General features: G+C 67.2%; 18 protein-coding genes. 5 read left to right on the plus strand and 13 right to left on the minus strand.

Translation table 11 applies throughout. The features are described from left to right. Window positions 1-22 precede the first annotated feature (22 nt). Window positions 23-424 carry a winged helix-turn-helix transcriptional regulator gene (locus AC3RCC_RS18885; protein ID WP_492256223.1) on the plus strand — a complete coding sequence of 134 codons (402 nt, stop codon included), beginning with the start codon at window positions 23-25 and terminating at the stop codon, window positions 422-424. Window positions 425-431: 7 nt separating this feature from the next. Here AC3RCC_RS18885 and AC3RCC_RS18890 read toward each other — a convergent pair whose 3' ends face one another. The 5 genes from AC3RCC_RS18890 to AC3RCC_RS18910 form a co-directional block, all read right to left on the minus strand. After that, complete coding sequence (locus AC3RCC_RS18890; RefSeq protein ID WP_291647809.1) at window positions 432-1,520, minus strand: mandelate racemase/muconate lactonizing enzyme family protein; 1,089 nt, start codon at window positions 1,518-1,520, stop codon at window positions 432-434. A gap of 151 nt (window positions 1,521-1,671) precedes the next feature. Then, window positions 1,672-2,682, minus strand: coding sequence for an HlyD family secretion protein (locus tag AC3RCC_RS18895; protein WP_291647807.1), 1,011 nt, complete (start codon window positions 2,680-2,682; stop codon window positions 1,672-1,674). A gap of 4 nt (window positions 2,683-2,686) precedes the next feature. Then, entirely contained in the window at window positions 2,687-3,979 is a 1,293-nt protein-coding gene (locus tag AC3RCC_RS18900; RefSeq protein WP_492256224.1) for a glycosyltransferase family 2 protein, read from the minus strand. A gap of 2 nt (window positions 3,980-3,981) precedes the next feature. Then, complete coding sequence (locus tag AC3RCC_RS18905; RefSeq protein WP_492256225.1) at window positions 3,982-5,277, minus strand: TackOD1 domain-containing metal-binding protein; 1,296 nt, start codon at window positions 5,275-5,277, stop codon at window positions 3,982-3,984. A gap of 291 nt (window positions 5,278-5,568) precedes the next feature. Then, window positions 5,569-6,549, minus strand: coding sequence for an MBL fold metallo-hydrolase (locus tag AC3RCC_RS18910; RefSeq protein WP_492258803.1), 981 nt, complete (start codon window positions 6,547-6,549; stop codon window positions 5,569-5,571). A 190-nt stretch (window positions 6,550-6,739) separates the two neighbouring features. Here AC3RCC_RS18910 and AC3RCC_RS18915 point away from each other — a divergent pair, with 190 nt between their 5' ends. Continuing rightward, window positions 6,740-7,702 carry a LysR family transcriptional regulator gene (locus AC3RCC_RS18915; RefSeq protein WP_291638292.1) on the plus strand — a complete coding sequence of 321 codons (963 nt, stop codon included), beginning with the start codon at window positions 6,740-6,742 and terminating at the stop codon, window positions 7,700-7,702. A 207-nt stretch (window positions 7,703-7,909) separates the two neighbouring features. Then, window positions 7,910-9,034 (plus strand): zinc-dependent alcohol dehydrogenase family protein, encoded by a 1,125-nt coding sequence (locus AC3RCC_RS18920; protein WP_291638291.1) that lies wholly within the window; start codon window positions 7,910-7,912, stop codon window positions 9,032-9,034. Window positions 9,035-9,037: 3 nt separating this feature from the next. Here AC3RCC_RS18920 and AC3RCC_RS18925 read toward each other — a convergent pair whose 3' ends face one another. Next, the gene (locus tag AC3RCC_RS18925) at window positions 9,038-10,222 is read right to left on the minus strand and encodes an MFS transporter (RefSeq protein WP_492256226.1); all 1,185 of its coding nucleotides are present in this window, start codon (window positions 10,220-10,222) and stop codon (window positions 9,038-9,040) included. Between the two features lie 48 nt (window positions 10,223-10,270). Here AC3RCC_RS18925 and AC3RCC_RS18930 point away from each other — a divergent pair, with 48 nt between their 5' ends. After that, entirely contained in the window at window positions 10,271-10,825 is a 555-nt protein-coding gene (locus tag AC3RCC_RS18930; protein WP_492256227.1) for an Lrp/AsnC family transcriptional regulator, read from the plus strand. A gap of 9 nt (window positions 10,826-10,834) precedes the next feature. Here AC3RCC_RS18930 and AC3RCC_RS18935 read toward each other — a convergent pair whose 3' ends face one another. From AC3RCC_RS18935 to AC3RCC_RS18965, 7 genes are all read right to left on the minus strand, one after another. Further along, window positions 10,835-11,563, minus strand: coding sequence for a class I SAM-dependent methyltransferase (locus AC3RCC_RS18935; protein ID WP_492256228.1), 729 nt, complete (start codon window positions 11,561-11,563; stop codon window positions 10,835-10,837). A gap of 122 nt (window positions 11,564-11,685) precedes the next feature. Beyond that, window positions 11,686-13,119 carry an aldehyde dehydrogenase family protein gene (locus AC3RCC_RS18940; RefSeq protein WP_492256229.1) on the minus strand — a complete coding sequence of 478 codons (1,434 nt, stop codon included), beginning with the start codon at window positions 13,117-13,119 and terminating at the stop codon, window positions 11,686-11,688. A 204-nt stretch (window positions 13,120-13,323) separates the two neighbouring features. Beyond that, complete coding sequence (locus tag AC3RCC_RS18945; RefSeq protein ID WP_492256230.1) at window positions 13,324-14,019, minus strand: ABC transporter ATP-binding protein; 696 nt, start codon at window positions 14,017-14,019, stop codon at window positions 13,324-13,326. 2 nt (window positions 14,020-14,021) lie between these two features. Then, window positions 14,022-14,768 (minus strand): ABC transporter ATP-binding protein, encoded by a 747-nt coding sequence (locus tag AC3RCC_RS18950; protein ID WP_452118152.1) that lies wholly within the window; start codon window positions 14,766-14,768, stop codon window positions 14,022-14,024. Further along, on the minus strand, window positions 14,765-15,706 hold the full coding sequence (locus AC3RCC_RS18955; RefSeq protein WP_492256231.1) for a branched-chain amino acid ABC transporter permease: 942 nt from the start codon (window positions 15,704-15,706) through the stop codon (window positions 14,765-14,767). Before AC3RCC_RS18955 ends, AC3RCC_RS18950 begins: the two co-directional genes overlap by 4 nt. Continuing rightward, entirely contained in the window at window positions 15,706-16,611 is a 906-nt protein-coding gene (locus AC3RCC_RS18960) for a branched-chain amino acid ABC transporter permease (RefSeq protein ID WP_291638283.1), read from the minus strand. The genes AC3RCC_RS18955 and AC3RCC_RS18960 overlap by 1 nt, the downstream gene beginning before the upstream one ends. Before the next feature lie 180 nt (window positions 16,612-16,791). Next, window positions 16,792-18,099 (minus strand): ABC transporter substrate-binding protein, encoded by a 1,308-nt coding sequence (locus AC3RCC_RS18965; protein WP_291638282.1) that lies wholly within the window; start codon window positions 18,097-18,099, stop codon window positions 16,792-16,794. A gap of 323 nt (window positions 18,100-18,422) precedes the next feature. Between AC3RCC_RS18965 and AC3RCC_RS18970 the strand changes: the two genes are divergently transcribed. Beyond that, window positions 18,423-19,565, plus strand: coding sequence for a CaiB/BaiF CoA transferase family protein (locus AC3RCC_RS18970; protein WP_492256232.1), 1,143 nt, complete (start codon window positions 18,423-18,425; stop codon window positions 19,563-19,565). Window positions 19,566-19,574 lie beyond the last annotated feature (9 nt).

A 19,574-nucleotide genomic window follows, 5' to 3' on the forward strand; every position in this document is an offset into this window, starting at 1 on the left:
ATATACTATCATGAATGTAAGCATGAAGATCGAGATCGAGACACCGGCGACAGAAGCGGAGACAAGGCCGAGGCGGCGCCCGGCCGGTCGTACCGGCTGCGGAGTCGAGGCGACGCTCTCGGTCGTCGGCGGCGTCTGGAAGCCGGTGCTGCTCTTCCATCTGCTGCGCGGCAAGCTGCGCTTCAACGCGCTCTGCCGGCTAACGCCGCGGGCGACGCAGCGGATGATCACCTTGCAGCTGCGCGAGCTGGAAAACGACGGCGTGCTGCGCCGGATCGTCTATCCGGAAGTGCCGCCGAAGGTGGAATACGAGCTCACCGAGTTCGGCCACTCGCTCGAGCCGGTGCTGCTGAGCATGCGCGCCTGGGGCGAGGCCTTCCAGGCGCGCATGGACGGATCGGACAAGCCGCCCCGGACCTGCTGAGCCGGATTCAGGCCCGCAGCGCCTCCAGGCCCTGCCAGTCGAAGGCGATGCCGTGGCCCGGACGCGAGGGGGCGATGGCGAGCCCTTCCTCGATGCGCAGGGGCTCAGCGATGTAGCGGTCCAGCCCAAAACCGTGCGCTTCGAGGAAGGCGCCGTTGGGAGCGGCCGCCAGCAGGTGCACGGTGACATCATGCGCGCCGTGCGAGGTGACCGGCAGGTTGAAGGCCTCGGCGAGGTGGACGATCTTCTGGAAGGCGGTGACGCCGCCGCAATTGGTGACGTCAGGCTCGGGGAAGGTGACGCCGCCGGTGGCGACGAGCTGCTTGAACTCCCAGAGCGTGCGCAGATTCTCGCCGGCCGCGACCGGCAAGCCGCCCTCGCGGACGATGCGGGCGTGGCCCGCGACGTCGTCGGGGATGATCGGCTCCTCCAGCCAGGTCAGCTCATAGGGCTGGAAGGCGCGGGCGGCGCGGATCGCCTCATCGACGCTCCACTTCATGTTGGCGTCGACCATCAGCGGGAAGCCGTCGCCGAGATGGCTGCGCATCGCCGCGACGCGCTCGACATCCTCGGCGAGGCGCTTGCGGCCGACCTTCATCTTGATCGCCCGGAAACCCTTCTTCAGATTGCCGTCGGTCTGGGCCAGCAGCTTCTCCAGCGGGTAGTCGAGATCGATGCCGCCGGCATAGCAGGAGACCCGGTCGGCATTGCCGCCGAGCAGCTTCCACAGCGGCTGTCCGAGGCGCACGCCCTTGAGATCCCAGAGGGCGATATCGGCCGCCGAGAGCGCGAGCACGGTCGGGCCGCCGCGGCCGCCATAATGCTGCGCCCACCAGATCTTGTTCCAGAGATGCTCGATGCGGTCGGCATCCTCACCGATCAGCAGTTCCGGCAGTTCGCGGCGCAGGATCGCATCGATGGCGGCACCGTTGCGGCCGCATGTATAGGTGTAGCCGACACCGACCGCGCCGTCGGCATCGGTGATGCGGAGGGTGTTGAGCTCGAAGGCCAGCATCTCGCCATGCATGCTGTCGCTGACCGCGACCTCGAGCGGGATGCGGTAGAATCCCGCCTCGACCTTGCTGATGCGTGCCATGGAACCTCCCTCGATCGGCGCCCGAGACTGCGGGCGTCCTGGGGAGGAAGCCTAGGGAGGCCGCCGCCGCATCGGAAGACGCCGGCCTGCATACGGGCCGGCGCCAGGACGCGGGACAGGAGGCCGAGCCGCATCGGACCGCGCAAGCGCATCACCACCAGGCCCGGCCGCTCACCGTGACCTTCGACGACATTGGAAAGGTCTCCTCGGCTTCGAGCCGGATCTTCGCGACCTGCCCGCGCGAGGGCGGGCGAAAGGCCCGCTGGAACTCCGCCGGAAGCGGCACCGTGATCGGCTGGATCTCGGAAATCGTGCCATCCGCCTGCTTGAACCCGTCGGCGACCCGGACGGGATCACCGACCCGGACGTCGTAGAGCGTCCCGGTCTCCAGATAGACCAGCGCGTATTTGTGGCCGACATAAAGCTGCATCAGATTGTCGCCAGGCCGCAGAACATCGCCCTGAACCGCCGTTTTGGGTCCGATGATGCCATCGGCGGGCGAAGTGATGACCCCGTCATTATAACTCCGGCGCAGCTGCTCCAGGGCGGCCCTGGCCTCGCCCAGCGACAGATCGAGCTGGGCGAGCTGCTGGATCGTGCCGCGGCGCTCGGCCTCGCGCGAGACCTTCTCCTGCATGGCGGCATAGCGATCTTTCTGGACATTCGCCGCAAAGGCGTCGGAGACGAAGCCGAGCCCGGCGCGGGAGGTGTTGACCTTGCGCAATTGCTGCTCGGTCTCCTTCAGCCGTTCCTCGGCGGTCTTCATCACGGCATTGGCGACCTCGAGCTTGATCGCAAGCTCGGCCTGCCGCGCCGTGGTCTCGGCCGCCCGGGAGGTCAGCGTCGCCATCGCCTCCATGATCTGCGGCGAACTGACCAGGGCCAGGACATCGCCCTGCTTGACCATCTGCCCCGGCTGCGCCGCCATCCTGGTGACCTGGACGGAATAGGGCGAGGCGACGATGACGTGATCGGACAGGATCAGGCCTTCCGCTCGCAGCCAGAGCAGATTTCCGAACAGCACATTGCCGAGATAGGCGAAGGTCGCGATCACCGCGGCGATGTAGATGTACCGCCCGTAGTTTCGCCTGGCCTTCTGGTTGGCACGCACATCGTTGAGGAACTTGTCGGCGCGCTCATGGTCGCGCAGCTGAGTGATCATGACCTCACGACTTCCAGTGAGCCTGGTGGGAGACGCGTGACGGCGAATAGGAATCGCGTGACGAGGCGCGATAAATCCATTCCTCCCCGTAAGCGTGCAGCCGCACGCAGCGCATGAAGACGCCGTTGTAGAGCCCGAAGGTCAGGATGTAGGGCGCGATCGTCCAGACCATCCCGGCGCTGTAGCGACGGCAGATCGCGAGCGCCATCAGGAAGCCGATGGCATCCAGGACGAGGTAGATGATGGCAACCGCGATCAGGATGTTCAGGGCGCCGACGCCGAAGCACAGGAACAGCCAGCCGACATAGATCGGGAAGACCAGCGTCACGAGCCCGTTCATCACCAGCCATTCGCATTGCTCGAAAGTCTCCAGCAGCAGGAACCTGCGGCGACCGGCCCGGAACGTGTCGCGGAACTTGCGCATGCGTGTGCGCAGGGTGTCGCGATCCCAGCGGCGGCGCTGGCGCACGAGCGCGGCGACGGTCGCCGGCGTGTCGGTGAAGCACCAGGAATCCGCCGCGAACCTGATCTTCCAGCCGCTGCGGCGCAGGCGCAGCGTCAGGTCGAAATCCTCACCCGGGCCAGGGGCGAGCAGACCGACCTGATGGATCGCCTCACGGCGGAAGGCTCCGAAGGCCCCGGAGGCGCAGACGACCATGTCGATCGTATCGAGGGCGCGCTTTCCCATGCCGATGGAGACGATGTATTCGATCGCCTGATAGCCGGTGACGGCGGAATAGTCGTAATTGCGCACACCGATCGAGCCGGTAGCCGCTCCGACGCGCGGATCGGTGAAGGGCTCGATCAGTCTGGCGATCGCGTCGCGGTCATAGGAGCAGTCAGCGTCCAGATTGATGATGATGTCGCCCTTGGCGAGCGAGAAGCCGAGATTGCAGGAGGCCGACTTGCCGCTGCGGACCTGGTTGGACAGCGCGATGTCGATCTGGCCTCGAAGCCGGTATTTGTGGATGATCTCGCGCATCCCATCGGTCGAGCCGTCGTCGATGAAGATGATCTCGTCGATCTTGCGGGTCTGCTCGCTGAGTGACTTCAGGCAGCGCTCGATCGCATCGGCTTCGTTATGCCCGGCGATGACGACGCTCAGCTTCAACCCGCCGAGATAGCGCTGTTCGGCGGGCGTCGGTTCCTGCTTCCTGGCGAAGCTCGCGGCGAAGACCGCCATCCCCGACAGCGTGTAGCGCGGCACCTCCAGCAGGATCATGAACCAGAACATGGCGAGCCATGTCGCCCAGTCGAGCTGCCCGAGCATCACGAACGGGGCACCCAGATCCAACATGGTCAGGCCCGCCGGTTGAAGAGGCCCTCGATCGCGACGTCCTCTATCAGCGTGAAGCGAAAGCCGGGGTCGACCTTCAGGACGTCGCGAATCCGGGCGGAGGCCTGCTGCAGGGCACGTGCGGCATCGTGCGGTCCGGTACGCGGCATCAGGATCAGAAAGCCCTCGGCATGCTCGCGCACCGCATCGACCTCGCGCAATGCGCTGTGCAGGGCATCGCCGACGAGCTGCATGCTCTGCTCCCAGAGTCGCAGATCCCGCGCCGCGATCGCATCGCGATTGGCGAAGCTGATGTTCGCGACCTGAAAGGGCGAGCCGAACTCGCGCTGCTCCTTCCGCGTATGCTCGAGCAGCAGACGGAAGCGATCGGCTCCCGGGCCGGCCGGCAGGCCGGCACGATCTGCACCGTGGAGCAGGCGGCGCTGGCCGGCTGCGGTCAGGCTGTAGGAATACCAGGTCCGCGCCGGAACCTGATCCGGCGCGTGATGAGCGCCGCAGTCCATGCATTTGAAGCCGACCGCGGGCTTGTCGTTGATCGCCCCGCAATCGTCGCAGCGACTGATCGAGCCGGGCTTGTCGTAATCGAGGCCGATATGACGCAAGGGCCGGGCGCATTTCGGGCATTTGAAGCCGCCATGGCTGCGAAACTGCGTTTCCGGTGCCTCATGCGCGCATTGGAAATGATGGACGACCACCTCCTCGCTGATATTGGCGGAGCGACAGGAATGGCACTCCTCACGCACAGAGAGATGCGCCGAACGGCATTGCGGACAGCAGAAGAGACGGTCGAAGAAGCGGCGCGTGAGATAGCCCTTGTTGTCGAGCCCCACCGCCAGCTCCGAGACGTTCTCGAGCGGTCCGGCGACCGGGTAGCGCACCAGATCGCGCGAGCCGGGATCATGGACCGGCGCCAGCCCCTGCCCCCGCGAATAGACCCGGGCGAGCAGGAGGTCCTCGGGCGCGGCGCTGTGGCGGATGCTCACCGGCATTTCGCGCAGCCGGGCCTGGATCGCATAGGCGCGTTCCCAGGCAAATTGCTCGCCCTGCCCGGCCGCGTCGATGCATTGACGATCGTCCGGAACGAGGCTGACGATCGGCACCAGCGGATCGCCGACATGGCCGAGGATGGTGCGCAGCGCGTGATCCGGGACGGCGACCGTCAGGACCACCGCGTCGATCGGCTCTCCGCGCCCCGCGAGCTTCCAGCCCGGCGGGTAGCGGCATTCGTCGTGAAGCCTCGGGTAGGCCAGGAAATTCGCGGTCGGCGTCAGTGCAAATCCGTCGACCCCCATGAGCATGACGATACTCCATGCCGAAGGCGACGAGGCCAGCCATGCCGGGCCGGCCACCGTCCCCCTACGCGACGCGAACGAGTGCTTTCAGAAATTTGGTAACACATCTTAACCATACGAGAACGGCAAAGGCCCGCACCTTGGGAGAGCATACGGGCTACTCCGTTCTGGCTCGCCGGATGGCCACACAAATGCGCGATGCACCCGCCCCGCGCCTTTTTCGGCGCGGGAGCCTGACATCGTGGCCGCGCCGCCATAGCAGGCCGGCCGGGGCCTTGCTGCTGTCCCGGACTCGGCTCAGCCGCGCAGCATCTGCATCGGCGCCGGGTAATAGCGGAAACCTTCTCCGGCCCTGGCGAGATTGCCGAAGCCGGGCCAGGCGAAATGATAGGACATCACCGGCGTCTTGCTCTCGGCCAGCATGCCGAGCAGCTTCACCCGCGACTGAGCCGCCTGCTTGGGGTCGCTGTCATAGGCGAACTCCATCAGCGGCTTCTCCAGCAGCAGCACGGCATGGTGGGTGAGGTCGCCGAGGAAGGCGAAGGATTTTCCACCCGAGGAGACCAGGAAGATGTGATGGCCGAAGGTGTGGCCGGGCGCGGCGATGGCTTGCACGCCGGGCAGGAACTCCTGTCCGTCCTTGAAGAAGACGATGCGGTCGCGCACCGGCAGGAGATTGGCGCGCGCATGCTCGATGAAGACCTTGAGCGGCGAGCCGAGCTTGCTCTCATCGGTCCAGAAATCGAAATCGGTCTGGCTGAGATAGATCTGGGCGTTGGGGAAATGGGCCTTGCCCTCGGCCGAGCAGATGCCGCCGATATGGTCGATATGGGCATGACTGCAGACGATGGCGTCGATGTCGCCGGGGTTGATGCCGGCTTCCTGCATGCTCTTGAGCAGCCGCCCGGTGGTCGGCCCGAACGCCTTCGAGAAGCCCATGCCGGTGTCGAACATCACCAGCCGGTCGCCGAAATTGACGATCGGGATGTTCTGCTCGAGCACGACATTGTCCTTGGGGAGGAAATTCGTCTCCAGCATCTTGTAGACCTCCTCCTTGGAGACGCCGGCGAAGTTGCTGCCGGGATCGCCGAGCGGCAGCGGCCCGTCCGAGACGACGCTGACCTCGGCCTGCCCCAGCGCGAAGCGGTAGAAATACGGCGCCTGGCTGCCCGCGAGCGGCGCCTTGGCCAGCACCGGCGCGGCAGCCGGCAGGCTTGCACCGACGGCGAGCGCCGCCGCTCCCGAGAAGAAGCCGCGGCGGCTGGTCGGCGATGTGATGAGCTTCGACATGGCGTTCCTCCTGGGTTGAGAGCGACGCCGGGTCTGTCCCGCTGCCCGGCCTTTGCCGCCGCGGAAGCTTGCACGCGCCCCCAGTGGACGGCCAATAAGCCTTCGCTCTAGTCTGCATAAGCGAAAGCTGCCGCCGGCAGCCCGATGGCACCGATGGGTTGGAGGGTCTGGAACGACGATGGATCTGCGCCAGTTGCGCTACTTCACGGCCATTGTCGAACAGGGCTCTTTCTCGAAGGCTGCGACCAAGCTGCGTGTGGCCCAGCCGGCCCTGAGCCAGCATCTGCGGCATATGGAGGACGAGCTCGGCGTGGCTCTTCTGCACCGCGGAACGCGCGGCGTGGTGGCGACCGAGGCCGGCGAGCGCCTGCTGGAGCGGGCCCGCACCATCCTCGCGGAGTTCGCCGGCTTGCGCGATTGCGTGCGCGGCGAGACGGTCGCGCCGGCCGGCGAGGTCCGCATCGGCCTGCCGGGGACGGTCAGCGAACAGTTCAGCGTGCCGCTGATCGAAGCGGCGAAGGAGCGTTACCCGGCGGTGCGCATCCGGATCGCCGAGGCGATGAGCGGCTTCGTGCTCGATTGGCTGCGCAAGGGCGAGGTCGATCTCGCCGTGATCTACTCGACCTCGGACCCGAAGGGCCTCGGCATCCATCACGTCCTGACCGAGGAGCTCTGCCTGTTCGCCGTGCCGGGACTGACCGCGCTCGGAACCGCGCCCGGCAAGCCGGTGACGCTGGCCGAGGCGGTGGGGCTCGACCTGATCCTGCCGGGACCGGGCCATGGCCTGCGCGACCAGATCGACGAGGCGGCGGCCGACATCAACGCCACGGTCCATGCCGCCGTCGAGATCGAATCCTATGCGCAGATCAAGCGGCTGGCAGAGCGCGGCCTCGGCTACGGCATCCTGCCGCGCATGGCAGTGAGGGCGCAGGAAAAGGCCGGCATCTTCCGGACCTGGCCGATCGAGCAGCCTTCGCTCTATCGCAAGGTCCATCTCGCCTATTCGACCGAGCGGCCGATGCCGGCGGCGGCGCGAGCCATCGGCCAGCTCTCCTGGGATATCCTGCGCGGCCTCGTCACCGACGAAAGCTGGGCCGCGACGCTGGGCGAGGACGGCGATCGGCCGGCCTTATATGGCTGATCGGCATTTCGTCTTTGACAGCCGGCAGCTTCGGCGCCCACTCTCCCGGACATCCTCAGCCCTCATCCTGAGGAGCCACGAAGCGGCGTCTCGAAGGATGCTCCAGCAGGTTCTGGAGACAACTCGTCCATCCTTCGAGACGCGATCTGCGATCGCTCCTCAGGATGAGGGCTGCGACCAACGAAGCATACGATGCGAGGATACGCCTTGAAGACCCGTGCCGCCGTCCTCCATGCCAGCCCCGTCGCCGCGCCCTATGCGCAGTCGAAGCCGCTCCGGATCGAGGAGGTCGAGCTCGCCCCGCCCGGCATGGGCGAAGTGCTGGTCAAGGTCCGGGCCGCCGGCCTCTGCCATTCCGATCTCTCGGTCATCGACGGCAACCGGCCGCGGCCGGTGCCGATGGTGCTCGGCCATGAGGCGGCCGGCGAGGTCGAAGAGGTCGGTCCCGGCGTCACCGATCTCAGGAAAGGCGACCGTGTCATCATGGTCTTCGTCCCGTCCTGCGGCCATTGCGCGCCCTGCAGCGAGGGGCGCCCTGCCCTGTGCGAACCCGGCAATGCCGCCAATGGCGTCGGCGAACTGATGGCCGGCGGGCGCCGGCTCTCGCAGAACGGCAAGCCGGTCAACCATCATGTCGGCGTCTCCGCCTTCGCCGAGCATGCGGTGATGTCGCGGCACTCGCTGGTCAAGATCGAGGCCGACATCCCGCACGAGATCGCGGCCCTGTTCGGTTGCGCCGTGCTGACCGGCGTCGGCGCCGCCGTGAACACCGCCAAGGTCCGCGCCGGCGAGACGGCTGCGGTGGTCGGCCTCGGCGGCGTCGGACTCTCCGCTTTGCTCGGCGCCGTCGCCTGCGGCGCCTCGCGCGTCATCGCCGTCGACCTCTCCGACGAGAAGCTGAAAATCGCCCGCGAACTCGGCGCCACCGACACCTTCAACGCCGGCGCGCCGGACGTGGTCGAAGCGATCCGCGCCGCCACGAAGGGCGGTGTCGACCACGGCCTCGAAATGGCCGGCTCGGTCAAGGCGCTGGAACTCGCCTACCAGATCACCCGGCGCGGCGGCACGACCACGACTGCCGGCCTCGCCAACCCCGCCCATACGATGTCGCTGGCGCCGGTGAGGCTCGTCGGGGAGGAGCGCACGCTGAAGGGGTCCTATGTCGGCTCCTGCATCCCGGTGCGCGACATTCCCCGCTTCATCGACCTCTATCAGCGCGGCCGCCTGCCGGTCGACAAGCTCTGGACCAGTTCGAGCCCGCTCGACGGCATCAATGAGGGCTTCGACGCGCTGCATGAAGGCCGGACGATCCGGCACATCATCCAGATGTGAGGCCTATTCCGCGGGCTGGTTGCCGGTCGCCGTAGCGCGAGAGGCGAGCGCGGTGACCAGAGCGGCCGTCGACATCAGAACCACCGCCAGCGCCGGGAGCGCCGCGAAGCCGGCGCGGGCATAGAGCGGCCCGAACCCGCTCGTGCCGACGAAGAGCGCGAGATAGGTCACGCCGCTGTTGAGGCCCATGATCGCGCCGCGGCGGGCCGGATCGAGCGCGGCCAGCCTGAGGATCAGCACGTTCAGCGCGGCGTGATTGGCCATGCCCCAGCCGAACATCACGGCGAGCAGTGCGGGATAGGAGCCTGCGGCCAGGCTCATCAGCAGATAGACGCCGCCGACCACCGCGAAGAACAGCGGCAGCAGCCGGGCCGGGCCGAGGCGATCGATCCAGCGGTCGAGAAAGGCGGTCGCGCCGAAGCCGAGACCGTAGCAGAGGGCGAGCAGGCCGGCGGCGCTGACGGGCAGACCCAGCGCCCGGTGCAGATGGTCGCCGACATAGGCGTAGACGCCGTAGAACGAGGCCATGAAGGCAGCGCAGGCGAGAAGCAGCGGCGCGATGCCGGGAACGCGCAGGGCCGAGAGCGGCGACGGCGCGGCGCGGCCAGTCGTGCTTCCACCGGCGGTGAGCTTGGTGGTTCCAGCGACGGCCGCGAAGCCGGCGATGACGACGATGCCGTAAACCATGCGCCAGCCGAAGAGATCGGCGATCACCGCCGAAAGCGAGACGCCCGCGACCATGCTCAACGTCCAGCCGAACAGGACGACGCCAAGCGTATCGCTCTCGCGACCGGGCGGCGACGCCAACGCGGCGAGCGTGTAGATCGCAGGAAGCGCGACGCCCGCGGCGAGCCCGGCCAGCAATTGCGCGCCGATGAAAGCCGGCAGGACCGGCGCGGCCGCACTCGCCACGAGCGCGACGAGAAAGGCGAGCAGCGCATGGCGCAGCATCCGCCCCGGCCCGAAGCGGTCGATCAGTCCGGCGAGCAGCAGGGCGCTCGCCGCCGTGCCGAGGCCGAAGGCGGCCGAGGCCGTCATCACCGCCGGCACGCCGGTCGCGAAGCTCTCGGCGACGCGCGGCGCGATCGGTCCAAGCGCCAGCGAATTCGCGCCGATCAGCCCGATGCACAGGCAGAGCGCATAGGCGGCCGCCGGAACCCGAGAGGTGATTTGATCTGCATTCGTCATTTCGGCAAATTGATCGAACTGCATTCCGGTTCAATCGGAGAATATCGAATGCTCGAAAAAACAGATGGGGTTCGGCGCGGCCGTGCTTCCGAGCGCGAACTCGATGCGATGGACCGAAAGCTGTTAGGCGTGCTCGTCGAGGATGCGACCACGAGCTATGCCGAACTCGGCGAGCGCGTCGGCCTGTCGCGGCCGGCGGCGCATGAGCGGGTGAAGCGGCTGCGCCGGTCGGGGGCGATCAGACGGGTCGCCGCGCTGATCGAGCCGGAAGCGACCGGCAAGACGCTGCTCGCCTTCATCCATGTCGACACCACCGGCTGGGGCAAGACGACAACGCTGCTGGCGATCGAGGCCCACCCCGAGGTGGAGGAGATCCATTCCGTCGCCGGCGACACCTGCATGCTGCTGAAGGTCCGCACCGAGAGCACGCACGCGCTCGAAGGCCTGCTGGCGAAGATCTACGACGTGCCCGGCGTCACCGCGACGCGCAGCTATGTCGTGCTCTCGACCTATCTGGAGCGGCCGGTCCAGCCGGGGCTCACCGCGGAGTGGCCCGGGCGGGTGAAGGAACCGCGCGCGCCGGGCGGCACAGCAAGCGGCTGAGCCGAAGGCTCAGCCGAACAGGGCCGGATTGACCACCGGGCGCGACCCGACCGGCACCTTGAGATGGTGCAGCCGGATCGGCTGGTGCAGGAGATAGCCGCGCTCGTCGCGCTCCGACAGCGTCTCGAAGCGGGCCTGCAGCTTGCCGCGCGCCGCCAGCGCCTGCGCCTCGCGCGCCGGGTCGGCCGCAATCGCGCGCGCGATGAAGGCGGCGAGATCCGGAAAAGCCTCGATCCGATCGAATTCGATCCGGCGTTGCTCGCTGACGACGCCGCGACGCAACGCCCTGACGATCGCCTCCTGGGCCGCCTGGCGGACCTCGGTCTCGTCCTCGATCAGGCGCAGCGCATCGAAGAAGGTCCCCTCCGAGAGCGGCTCGACGACGATGACGGTGCCACCTTTGCCGACGACGCGGGCCGCCTCCTCGAGCGCCGGCAGCATCTCGGGGACCGGCACGTGATGCAGGCTGTTGAGAAAGATCGCCGCATGCATGGAGGCATCGCCCCAGGGCAGATGCCGCGCGCCCGCCTTGTGAAGCTGGGCCTTCGGGACGAGCCTGCGCGCCGCCTCCAGCGCCGCCTCGTCCGGATCGACGCCAGCCATGCGGGCGCCACGTTCAGCGAGCGCGCGCAAGAGATATCCCCGGCCGCAGCCGATATCGAGAATGCGCCGGTCCTGCAGGGGCGCCAGCAGCGATTCGAGAATATCGACGGTGTCGCCTGCCGGCCGGGTGCCCATGACCATCATTGCATACGCGGCCCGGAGGCCGGCGCAAGAGCCCTTTTCGAAAGAGCGCAGTCGGGATCGCCGGAGACGGACGGGAGCGCGCCCGCCCGGCGATCCTCGCAGAGCTTAGGAACTCAGCCGTGCTTGTGCACGATGGTCTTGGTGACCGCGAACTCCTCCAGGGCCATGAAGCCCTTCTCGCGGCCATGACCGCTCTTGCCGGTGCCACCGAAGGGCAGTTCGATGCCGCCGCCGGCACCATAGCCGTTGATGAAGACCTGGCCGGCGCGGACGCGCTTGGCGACGCGCTGCTGGCGCCCGCCATTACCGGTCCAGACACCGGCGACGAGGCCATAGTCCGTGGAGTTTGCGAGCCGGACCGCATCCTCCTCATCCTCGAAGGAGAAGGCGGCGAGCACCGGCCCGAACACCTCTTCCTGCTCCAGCCGGTTGCCGCGCGGCACCTGGCCGAACAGCGTCGGCGTCACATAGAAGCCGCCATTCGGCACGCCCTGGGCGATCGCGCCCTCGGCGAGGACCGGGATACCCTGCTCGCGGGCCTGGTCGATGAAGCTCTGCACCCGGGCGCGCTGCTTGGCGTTGATCACCGGGCCGCAATCGAGGTCCATCTCCGGCGTGCCGGCGCGCAGCTTGGTGAACTCCTTGGCGACGGCGCCGATGAAGTCGTCATAGACGTTCTTCTGGACGAGCACGCGGCTGCCGGCCGAGCAGGTCTGCCCGGTGTTCTGGACGATGGCCTTGCAGACGGTCGGGATCGCGGCGTCGAAATCGGCGTCGTCGAAGATGATCTGCGGAGACTTGCCGCCGAGCTCGAGCGTGCAGGTGATGAAATTATCGGCGCAGGCCTTCTGGATGATCTGGCCGACCTGCGGCGAACCGGTGAAGGAGATGAAGCCGACGCCGGGATTGCGGCAGAGCGCCTCGCCGGCCTCATGGCCGCGGCCGGTGACGATGTTGATCGCGCCATCGGGGAAGCCGACCTCCGAGGCGAGCTCGGCCAGCCGCAGCGCGCTCTGGCAGGCATCCTCGGCCGGCTTCAGCACGACCGCATTGCCCATGGCGAGCGAAGCGGTCAGCGAGCGGCCAATCATCTGCGCCGGATAGTTCCACGGCAGGATATGGCCAGTGACGCCATAGGGCTGATGGACGACGTTGACGCTGTAGCCGTTGAGGAACGGGATGATGTGGCCGTGCACCTTGTCGGCGGCGCCGCCATAGAACTCGAAATAGCGGGCGGTCGCCTCGATATCGGCCCGCGCCTGCGCCATCGGCTTGCCGGTGTCCTGCGCCTCGATCTTGGCCAGCTCCTCGAAATGGTCCTGGACCTTCAGGGCGAGCTTGGAGATCAGCCGACCGCGCTCGGCGACGGTGAGCTTGCCCCAGGCGCCTTCATAGGCGGCCTGCGCCGCCTTCACGGCATCGTCGATGTCCTGCGCGTTGCCGCAGGCGATGCGGGTGAATTCCTCGCCGGTCGCCGGAGCGAGCACGGCCATGGTCTCGCCGGTGCGGCCGGCCACATAACGGCCGTTGATGAAATGCTGGGTCATGTAAAATCCTTCCAAGTCCTGCGAGGCGAGTCCTGTGAGGCGAGCCTCGACCTGTGGCGCCCCTTGTGAGGGATCGTCAGGGCTGGCGATAGTCGGCCGTGCGATCAGATGCCCTGCACTGGCCGCACGACGAATCGCAGCGGGCGGCATGCGGCCATCCCCTCGCCCGCTCTCTTCCACACGGCACCGAGATGCGCATGGGTCTCAATGCAGCCCGGCCGCGGCGAGCGAGCTTGCCGCCAGCGCAGCCTCGCTGACTTCGCCGCGCTCTATGGCATAGGCCTTCTCGGCGAAATTGCGCAGCAGGCTCGGATTGGATTCGGTGATCAGCAGGGCGATGTCGGGGTGGCTGTCGCGCAAGGTCCGCAGCGCCGCCGCATAGCGGTTCGCCAGCACCGGGGCGAGGCCCTGGAAGGGCTCGTCGAGCAGGATCACCCGGCTGCCGATCATCAGAGCCCGCGCCAGCGCCGCCATCTTGCCCTGGCCGCCGGAGAGACCCGCCGCCGGCCGGTGGCGCAGTTCGGCGAGCTCGGGCAGCACGGCGTAGATCCCGTCCAGCCGGCGCGCGATCTCGGCCGCCGGCAGCTTCATCACCTCGGCCGGCAGGCGGATGTTCTCCTCGATGGTGAAGGCCGGGAAAAGCCGCCGGTCCTCCGGCGCGTAGCCGATGCCGAGGCGCGGGCGCAGATGTGCCTTGACTGCGTCGAGCGGGCGCCCATCGAAGCTGATCGCGCCCTCGGTCACCTTCATGAAGCCCATGATCGCGCGCAGCAGGCTGGTCTTACCGGCACCGTTGCGGCCGATCAGCGCCACGGTCGCGCCCTCGGCCAGCGAGAGATTCGCCCGGCGCAGCACTTGCACACCCTCGATCTCGGCTGAAAGTCCCTTGATCTCCAGCATGATCAGACTCCCACTCCGATCACGGTCTCGCGCACCTCAGGATGGTTCAGGATCTCCTCGGGCGAGCCTTCGAGCGCAATCCTGCCGCCGGACCAGACGGCGACGCGGCTGGCGTAGCGGGCGACCACGTCCATATCGTGCTCGACGAAGATCGCTGTGGTGGCGCGAGCGTCGAGCGCGCGCGTCAGCGTGTCCATGACCTCGAATTTCTCGGTCGAGGAGACGCCGCTGGTCGGCTCGTCCATGAAGATCAGCTTCGGTTCGAGCGCGAGCGCCACCGCGATGTCGACGAGCTTGCGCATGCCTTCCGGGAGTTCGCGCACGATGCGGTCGCCGATCGCCTTCAGCCCGACCATGTCGAGCAGCGCCCACATCTCATCCGCCTTCGGATGGCGCTCCATGACCAGGAAAGGCGACCAGGAGCCTTCGCGGGCGGAGAGCGCCAGCAGCAGGTTGTCGATCACCGTATTGTCGAGGAAGAGCTGCGGGATCTGGAAGGAGCGGCCGATGCCGAGGCGGGTGATGGCACGCGGCGAGAGCGCGGTGATGTCCTGCCCCGCGAAGATGACGCGGCCGGATTGCGGCTTGAGATAGCCGGTGCAGAGATTGATGAAGGTGGTCTTGCCGGCGCCGTTCGGACCGATGATGGCGATGCGCTCATTGGCCGATACCCTGAGCGAGGCGCCGTTCGCCGCCTGCACGCCGCCGAAGCGCAGATTGAGGTCGCTGGCCTCGAGGATGACGCTCATCGCCCGCCCTCCTTGCGGCGCGAGCCGGTGGCGATGCCGTAGAGCCCGGCCGGCGCGAAGAAGATGATGGCGAGCAGCATGACGCCAAGCACGGCATGCCAGGTCTCGGGCGCGTAGACTGCCGCATAGCCGCGGATGATCTGGAACATCAGCGCCCCGAGGAATGGCCCGGCAACGCCGCCGATCCCGCCGAGAATGGCGATGAAGACGAACTCGCCGGAGCGCACCCAATAGGCCAGCTCCGGCGTGACATGGCCGGAGACGAGCGCGATGACCGCTCCTCCCAGACCCGCCAGCAGGCCCGAGAGCAGATAGGCTCCGAACAGCACCTTGCGCGGGGAGACGCCGAGATATTCGAGCCGCGTCTCGTTCGACTTGATCGCCTCCAGCGCCTTGCCGCCGGGCGAGGTGAGATAGCGCGCGACGAAGAGCGCGGCGACGAGGCAGAGGCCGAGCGTGATGTAGAAGATCCAGAGCTCGAACTGCTCGCGGCCGAATTCCATGCCGGCGAGCGTCGGGCGCGGCACGCGTTTGCCGTCGGCACCGCCGGTGATCGGAAAGAGCTTCTCCAGCAGCGAAAAGAACACCATGGAGATGGCGAGGTTGAGCATGCCGAAGAAGATCGCCCGGTAACGCACGATGAACAGGCCGACGATGGCGGCGAGCAGACCCGACGCCGCGGTGGCGACCGGGATCAGGATCAGCGCCTCATGGCCGAGCTTCGCGGCCGCCATGAAGGCAACGGCATAGGCGCTGAACGAGAAGAACAGGCCATGACCGAAGGAGACCTGGCCGGCGCGCAGCAGCACCATGATGCCGAGCGCCGCCAGCCCCTCGCAGAGCGCGACGGTCAGGATCACCGTCGACCAGGGCGAGAACAGCGGGAAGAGCGCGAGCGCGATGAGCAGCGCGGCGCCGAGGACGAGCTGGCGCACCATCACACCTTCCTCGTCTGCACGGTCGAGAACAGGCCCTGGGGACGGACCAGCAGCACGACCATCATGATGAGATAGGGGATCAGCACGTCGAACTCTGGCGCGAAATAGACCGCGGCGGAGCGCCCGAGGCCTATCAGCAGGGCCGCGACCGCCGCGCCCTCGATGCGTCCGAGCCCGGCGGTGGCGGCGACCGCGAAGGAGAGCACCAGCGTGCCCGCCCCGATGCCCGGCGTCAGCGAGGTCGTGGCCGAGGCGAGCGCGCCGCCAAGAGCCGCCAGAGAGGCGCCGATGATGAAGGTGATCAGGTAGACGCGAGCCGCGTCGATGCCCATCGCCGTCGCGGCCTCGCGGTCCTGCGTCACCGCGACGATGGCTCGGCCGAAACGGGTCCGGCGCAGGAAGAAGCGCAGGCCGACGAGCACGGCGAGCGCCACCAACGGCATCAGGATGAGCTGGTATTTGGTGTAGAAGATGCCGAAGACCTCGACCGTGCCGAGCCAGTTCATCGGCGCATTGGCGAAATAGGGCTGCACCCCGAACACCACCTTCTGCGCGTCCTCCAGGATCATGAAGACCGCGAAGGTGACGATCAGCTGCAGCACCTCCTCCTTGCCGTAGACCCGCCGCAACAGCACGATCTCGACGAGACCGCCGACCACGGTTCCGACCAGCGCGGCGGCGACGAGCAGGAAGGGAAAAGCGAGCCAGGCGGGCAGGCCCATCGCGCCGATGGCGAGGACGCCGGCCGCCGCGACATAGGCGCCGATCGCGTAGAACGAGCCATGGGCGACGTTGATGATGCCGAGCACGCCGAAGATCAGCGACAAGCCCACCGCGACCAGAAAGATCAGCGAGCCATAGGCCAGGCCGTCCAGCGCGGCGAGGAGAAGCATTTCAGGAGGCATGCAGACCGTTCTTCAGAAACTGATTCAAGTACTTGAGAGCCTGATTCAACCAGGCCCCGTCATTCCGGCCGCAGTGAAGCTGAACGCCGGAATCCATCGCAGGGAACTGCGCTCTACGATGGTTTCCGGGGCTGCGCGGCTAGAGCCGCTTGTCCGGAATGACGGGCGCGGCGCCGGCGTTCACTTCGCGTAGTCGAAGGTCTCGATCGACTTGTCGTTGACCAGGGCCTGGGTCGCCTTGGCGAACCAGTCGAGCGACTTCTCGCCGACCGGCGTCGTCACCAGCTTGCCGGGATAGAGCGCCATCTTGTCGTAGACCGCGAAGGGATATTCGGGCACGCGCTTGGTCGTGCCGAGCATCTGGTCCTCCAGCCCCTGATGGTCCCCGCGGATGGTGATCGTGCCGGTCAGCGACTTGAACTCCAGTCCCTCGAAGGCGGCGATGACCTGTTCCTTGCTCGGCCATTTGCCGCCGGCTGACGCCCCGGCCTTCTCATAGGCCTTGGCAAGGCCGGTCAGGGCCTGCTGCATGTGGAAGGTCGGGTAGATTGGATAGACGCCGGTCTTGTCCTTGTACTTCTTGACGAAGGCCTGCATCTCCGGCGTGTTCTTGGTCTTCGGATGCAGCCAGTAATGGTCTCCGCGGGCGCCGACGATGACGCCCTCGGGCAGCACGTTGCCGAGCCGCTCCAGTGAGCTTTCGGCCAGCGGCAGCACGAAGGTCGACTGCTTCAGGAGCCCGCGCGCCGCAGCCTGCTGGACGAAGGTGTCGAGGTCGCCGCCCCAGGAGGTCGAGAGCACGACATCCGGCCGCAGCGCCGAGAGCCGCGTGATCTCGGTCGAGAAATCAGGCGCGCCGAATTTCGGGAAGAGCTCGGCCACGACCTTCACATCGGGCTTCAGCGCCTTCAGCCCGGCCTGGAACAGAGCCCAGGATTCACGGCCCCAGGCATAGTCCTGGTTGACCACCGCGATCGACTTGAAGTCGGGCTTGGTCTTCATCAGGTAGAGCAGCGTCGCCATCATCTCGGCCCCGGCATGCCCTTGCGTGCGGACGGAGTATTTCCACTTTCCGTCCTCGAAAATGGTCTGCGTGCCGCAATCCCACATCACGTTGACGACCTTGAGGTCTTCCGCGACCGGGGCCAGCGCGTTGCAGGAGCCCGACGAGATCGCCCCCAGCATGACCTGCGCGCCCTGTTCCTGGACGACGCGGCGATATTCGGAGAGGAGCTGGTTGGTGCCGGCGCCCTCGTCGACATAGACCGGCTTCACCGGCACGCCGAGAATACCGCCCTTGGCGTTGAGCTCCTCGATCAGCAGGTCGGCCGCGTTCTTGCCGGGCACGCCGAACACCGAAGCCGGACCGGAGAGGAAGGTCGCGATGCCGACCACGAGTTCCTTCGGCTTGTCCTGTGCCAGCGCCGGCAGCGACGCCAGCACGCCGGCCAAGGCGGCACCCGCCACCGCCAGTTTCATCCTCACCATGATTTCCTCCCTGGTATCCGCGAAACGGGGCCGGCGCTCTTTTGCGGCGCCTGAACCATGGCGAAGGGGCGCATAGGCAGGCCGAGGTCACAAGTAGGATAAAGCGATGAAGCCCATAGCGATTTTCTATAGTCCCTCGCCCGACCTGCGAGCCGGCGGCGCTATGCCCCCCATCGCAAAAGATTATTTGACTTGGAGAGCACGAGGACGGCCTCTCGCGACATCTTCAGCCCTTATCCTGAGCAGCAATGCGTCAGGCTGCGTCTCGAAGGATCGAGGGCTGGTGGAACGCGTGACGGCAATAGGCGGACTAGCAGATCAAGATGACGGATGCTCTGGAAGGAATCCTGGTGGTGGCGCTGGAACAGGCGGTCGCGGCGCCGGTTGCGAGCTGCCGCCTCGCCGATGCCGGGGCACGCATCATCAAGCTCGAACGGGCGGAAGGCGATTTCTCGCGCGGCTATGACGATTACGCCGAGGGGCTGTCCTCCTATTTCGTCTGGATCAATCGCGGCAAGGAATCCTGCCGGGTCGACCTCAAGAATCCGGGCGACCTCGCTCTGGTCGAGGCCATGCTGGCGCAGGCCGACGTCTTCATCCAGAACCTCGCGCCCGGCGCCACCGGCCGACTCGGCATCGGCTCGGCCGAGTTGCGCCAACGCTACCCGAAGCTGATCACCTGCGACATTTCCGGCTATGCGCCGGGCACGCCGCACTACACCCGCAAGGCCTATGACCTCCTGATCCAGGCCGAGGCGGGCCTCTCGGCGATCACCGGCAGCGAGAGCTCGGGGCCGATGCGGATCGGCGTCTCGATCGCCGACATCGCCACCGGCAACGCCGCCTATGCCGCGATCCTGGAGGCACTGCTGCGGCGAGCCCGCACGGGCCAGGGCTCGCAGATCCAGCTCTCCCTGTTCGACACCATCGCCGATCTGATGAACGTGCCATATCTCACCCGGCGCTATGGCGGGATTGAGCCGCCGAAGCTCGGCCTCGCCCATCCCTCGATCGCCCCCTATGGCGTCTTCCGCCTGGCCGATGCCGAGGTGCTGCTGGCGGTGCAGAGCGAGCCGGAATGGCGCATCCTCGCCCGCGACGTGCTGCGCGACGACGCGCTCGCCGACGATCCGCGCTTCGCGACCAATGTGCTGCGCGTGCGCAACCGCGCCGTGCTCGACGCGGCGATCCAGGCCATTCTCGCGCCGCGCGGCTTCGCCGAGACGACGGCGGCGCTCGACAAGGCGCGCATCGCCTATGGCACGGTCTCGCATGTCGGCGACCTGATCAGCCATCCCGCCGCGACGGCGCTGCCGGTCGAGACGCCGAACGGCCCGGTCGAGGTGCTGGCGCCGCCGGCGATCGTCGACGGAGAGCGCACGCTGCTGCGGCGCGTGCCGGCGCTCGGCGAGCACGAGGCGGCGCTGCGCCAGGAATTCGCGCCCAAGACGGCACGCACGGCCTGAGTTGATCCG

It is taken from the genome of Allobosea sp. GW823-FHT01F03, from assembly GCF_058798075.1.

Coding starts and splice junctions, on each gene's coding strand:
- AC3RCC_RS18885 (WP_492256223.1), top strand. CDS start 23: ATGAAGATCGAGATCGAGACACCGGCGACAGAAGCGGAGACAAGGCCG.
- AC3RCC_RS18890 (WP_291647809.1), bottom strand. CDS start 1,520: ATGGCACGCATCAGCAAGGTCGAGGCGGGATTCTACCGCATCCCGCTC.
- AC3RCC_RS18895 (WP_291647807.1), bottom strand. CDS start 2,682: ATGATCACTCAGCTGCGCGACCATGAGCGCGCCGACAAGTTCCTCAAC.
- AC3RCC_RS18900 (WP_492256224.1), bottom strand. CDS start 3,979: ATGTTGGATCTGGGTGCCCCGTTCGTGATGCTCGGGCAGCTCGACTGG.
- AC3RCC_RS18905 (WP_492256225.1), bottom strand. CDS start 5,277: ATGCTCATGGGGGTCGACGGATTTGCACTGACGCCGACCGCGAATTTC.
- AC3RCC_RS18915 (WP_291638292.1), top strand. CDS start 6,740: ATGGATCTGCGCCAGTTGCGCTACTTCACGGCCATTGTCGAACAGGGC.
- AC3RCC_RS18925 (WP_492256226.1), bottom strand. CDS start 10,222: ATGACGAATGCAGATCAAATCACCTCTCGGGTTCCGGCGGCCGCCTAT.
- AC3RCC_RS18930 (WP_492256227.1), top strand. CDS start 10,271: ATGCTCGAAAAAACAGATGGGGTTCGGCGCGGCCGTGCTTCCGAGCGC.
- AC3RCC_RS18935 (WP_492256228.1), bottom strand. CDS start 11,563: ATGGGCACCCGGCCGGCAGGCGACACCGTCGATATTCTCGAATCGCTG.
- AC3RCC_RS18940 (WP_492256229.1), bottom strand. CDS start 13,119: ATGACCCAGCATTTCATCAACGGCCGTTATGTGGCCGGCCGCACCGGC.
- AC3RCC_RS18945 (WP_492256230.1), bottom strand. CDS start 14,019: ATGCTGGAGATCAAGGGACTTTCAGCCGAGATCGAGGGTGTGCAAGTG.
- AC3RCC_RS18950 (WP_452118152.1), bottom strand. CDS start 14,768: ATGAGCGTCATCCTCGAGGCCAGCGACCTCAATCTGCGCTTCGGCGGC.
- AC3RCC_RS18955 (WP_492256231.1), bottom strand. CDS start 15,706: ATGGTGCGCCAGCTCGTCCTCGGCGCCGCGCTGCTCATCGCGCTCGCG.
- AC3RCC_RS18960 (WP_291638283.1), bottom strand. CDS start 16,611: ATGCCTCCTGAAATGCTTCTCCTCGCCGCGCTGGACGGCCTGGCCTAT.
- AC3RCC_RS18965 (WP_291638282.1), bottom strand. CDS start 18,099: ATGGTGAGGATGAAACTGGCGGTGGCGGGTGCCGCCTTGGCCGGCGTG.
- AC3RCC_RS18970 (WP_492256232.1), top strand. CDS start 18,423: ATGACGGATGCTCTGGAAGGAATCCTGGTGGTGGCGCTGGAACAGGCG.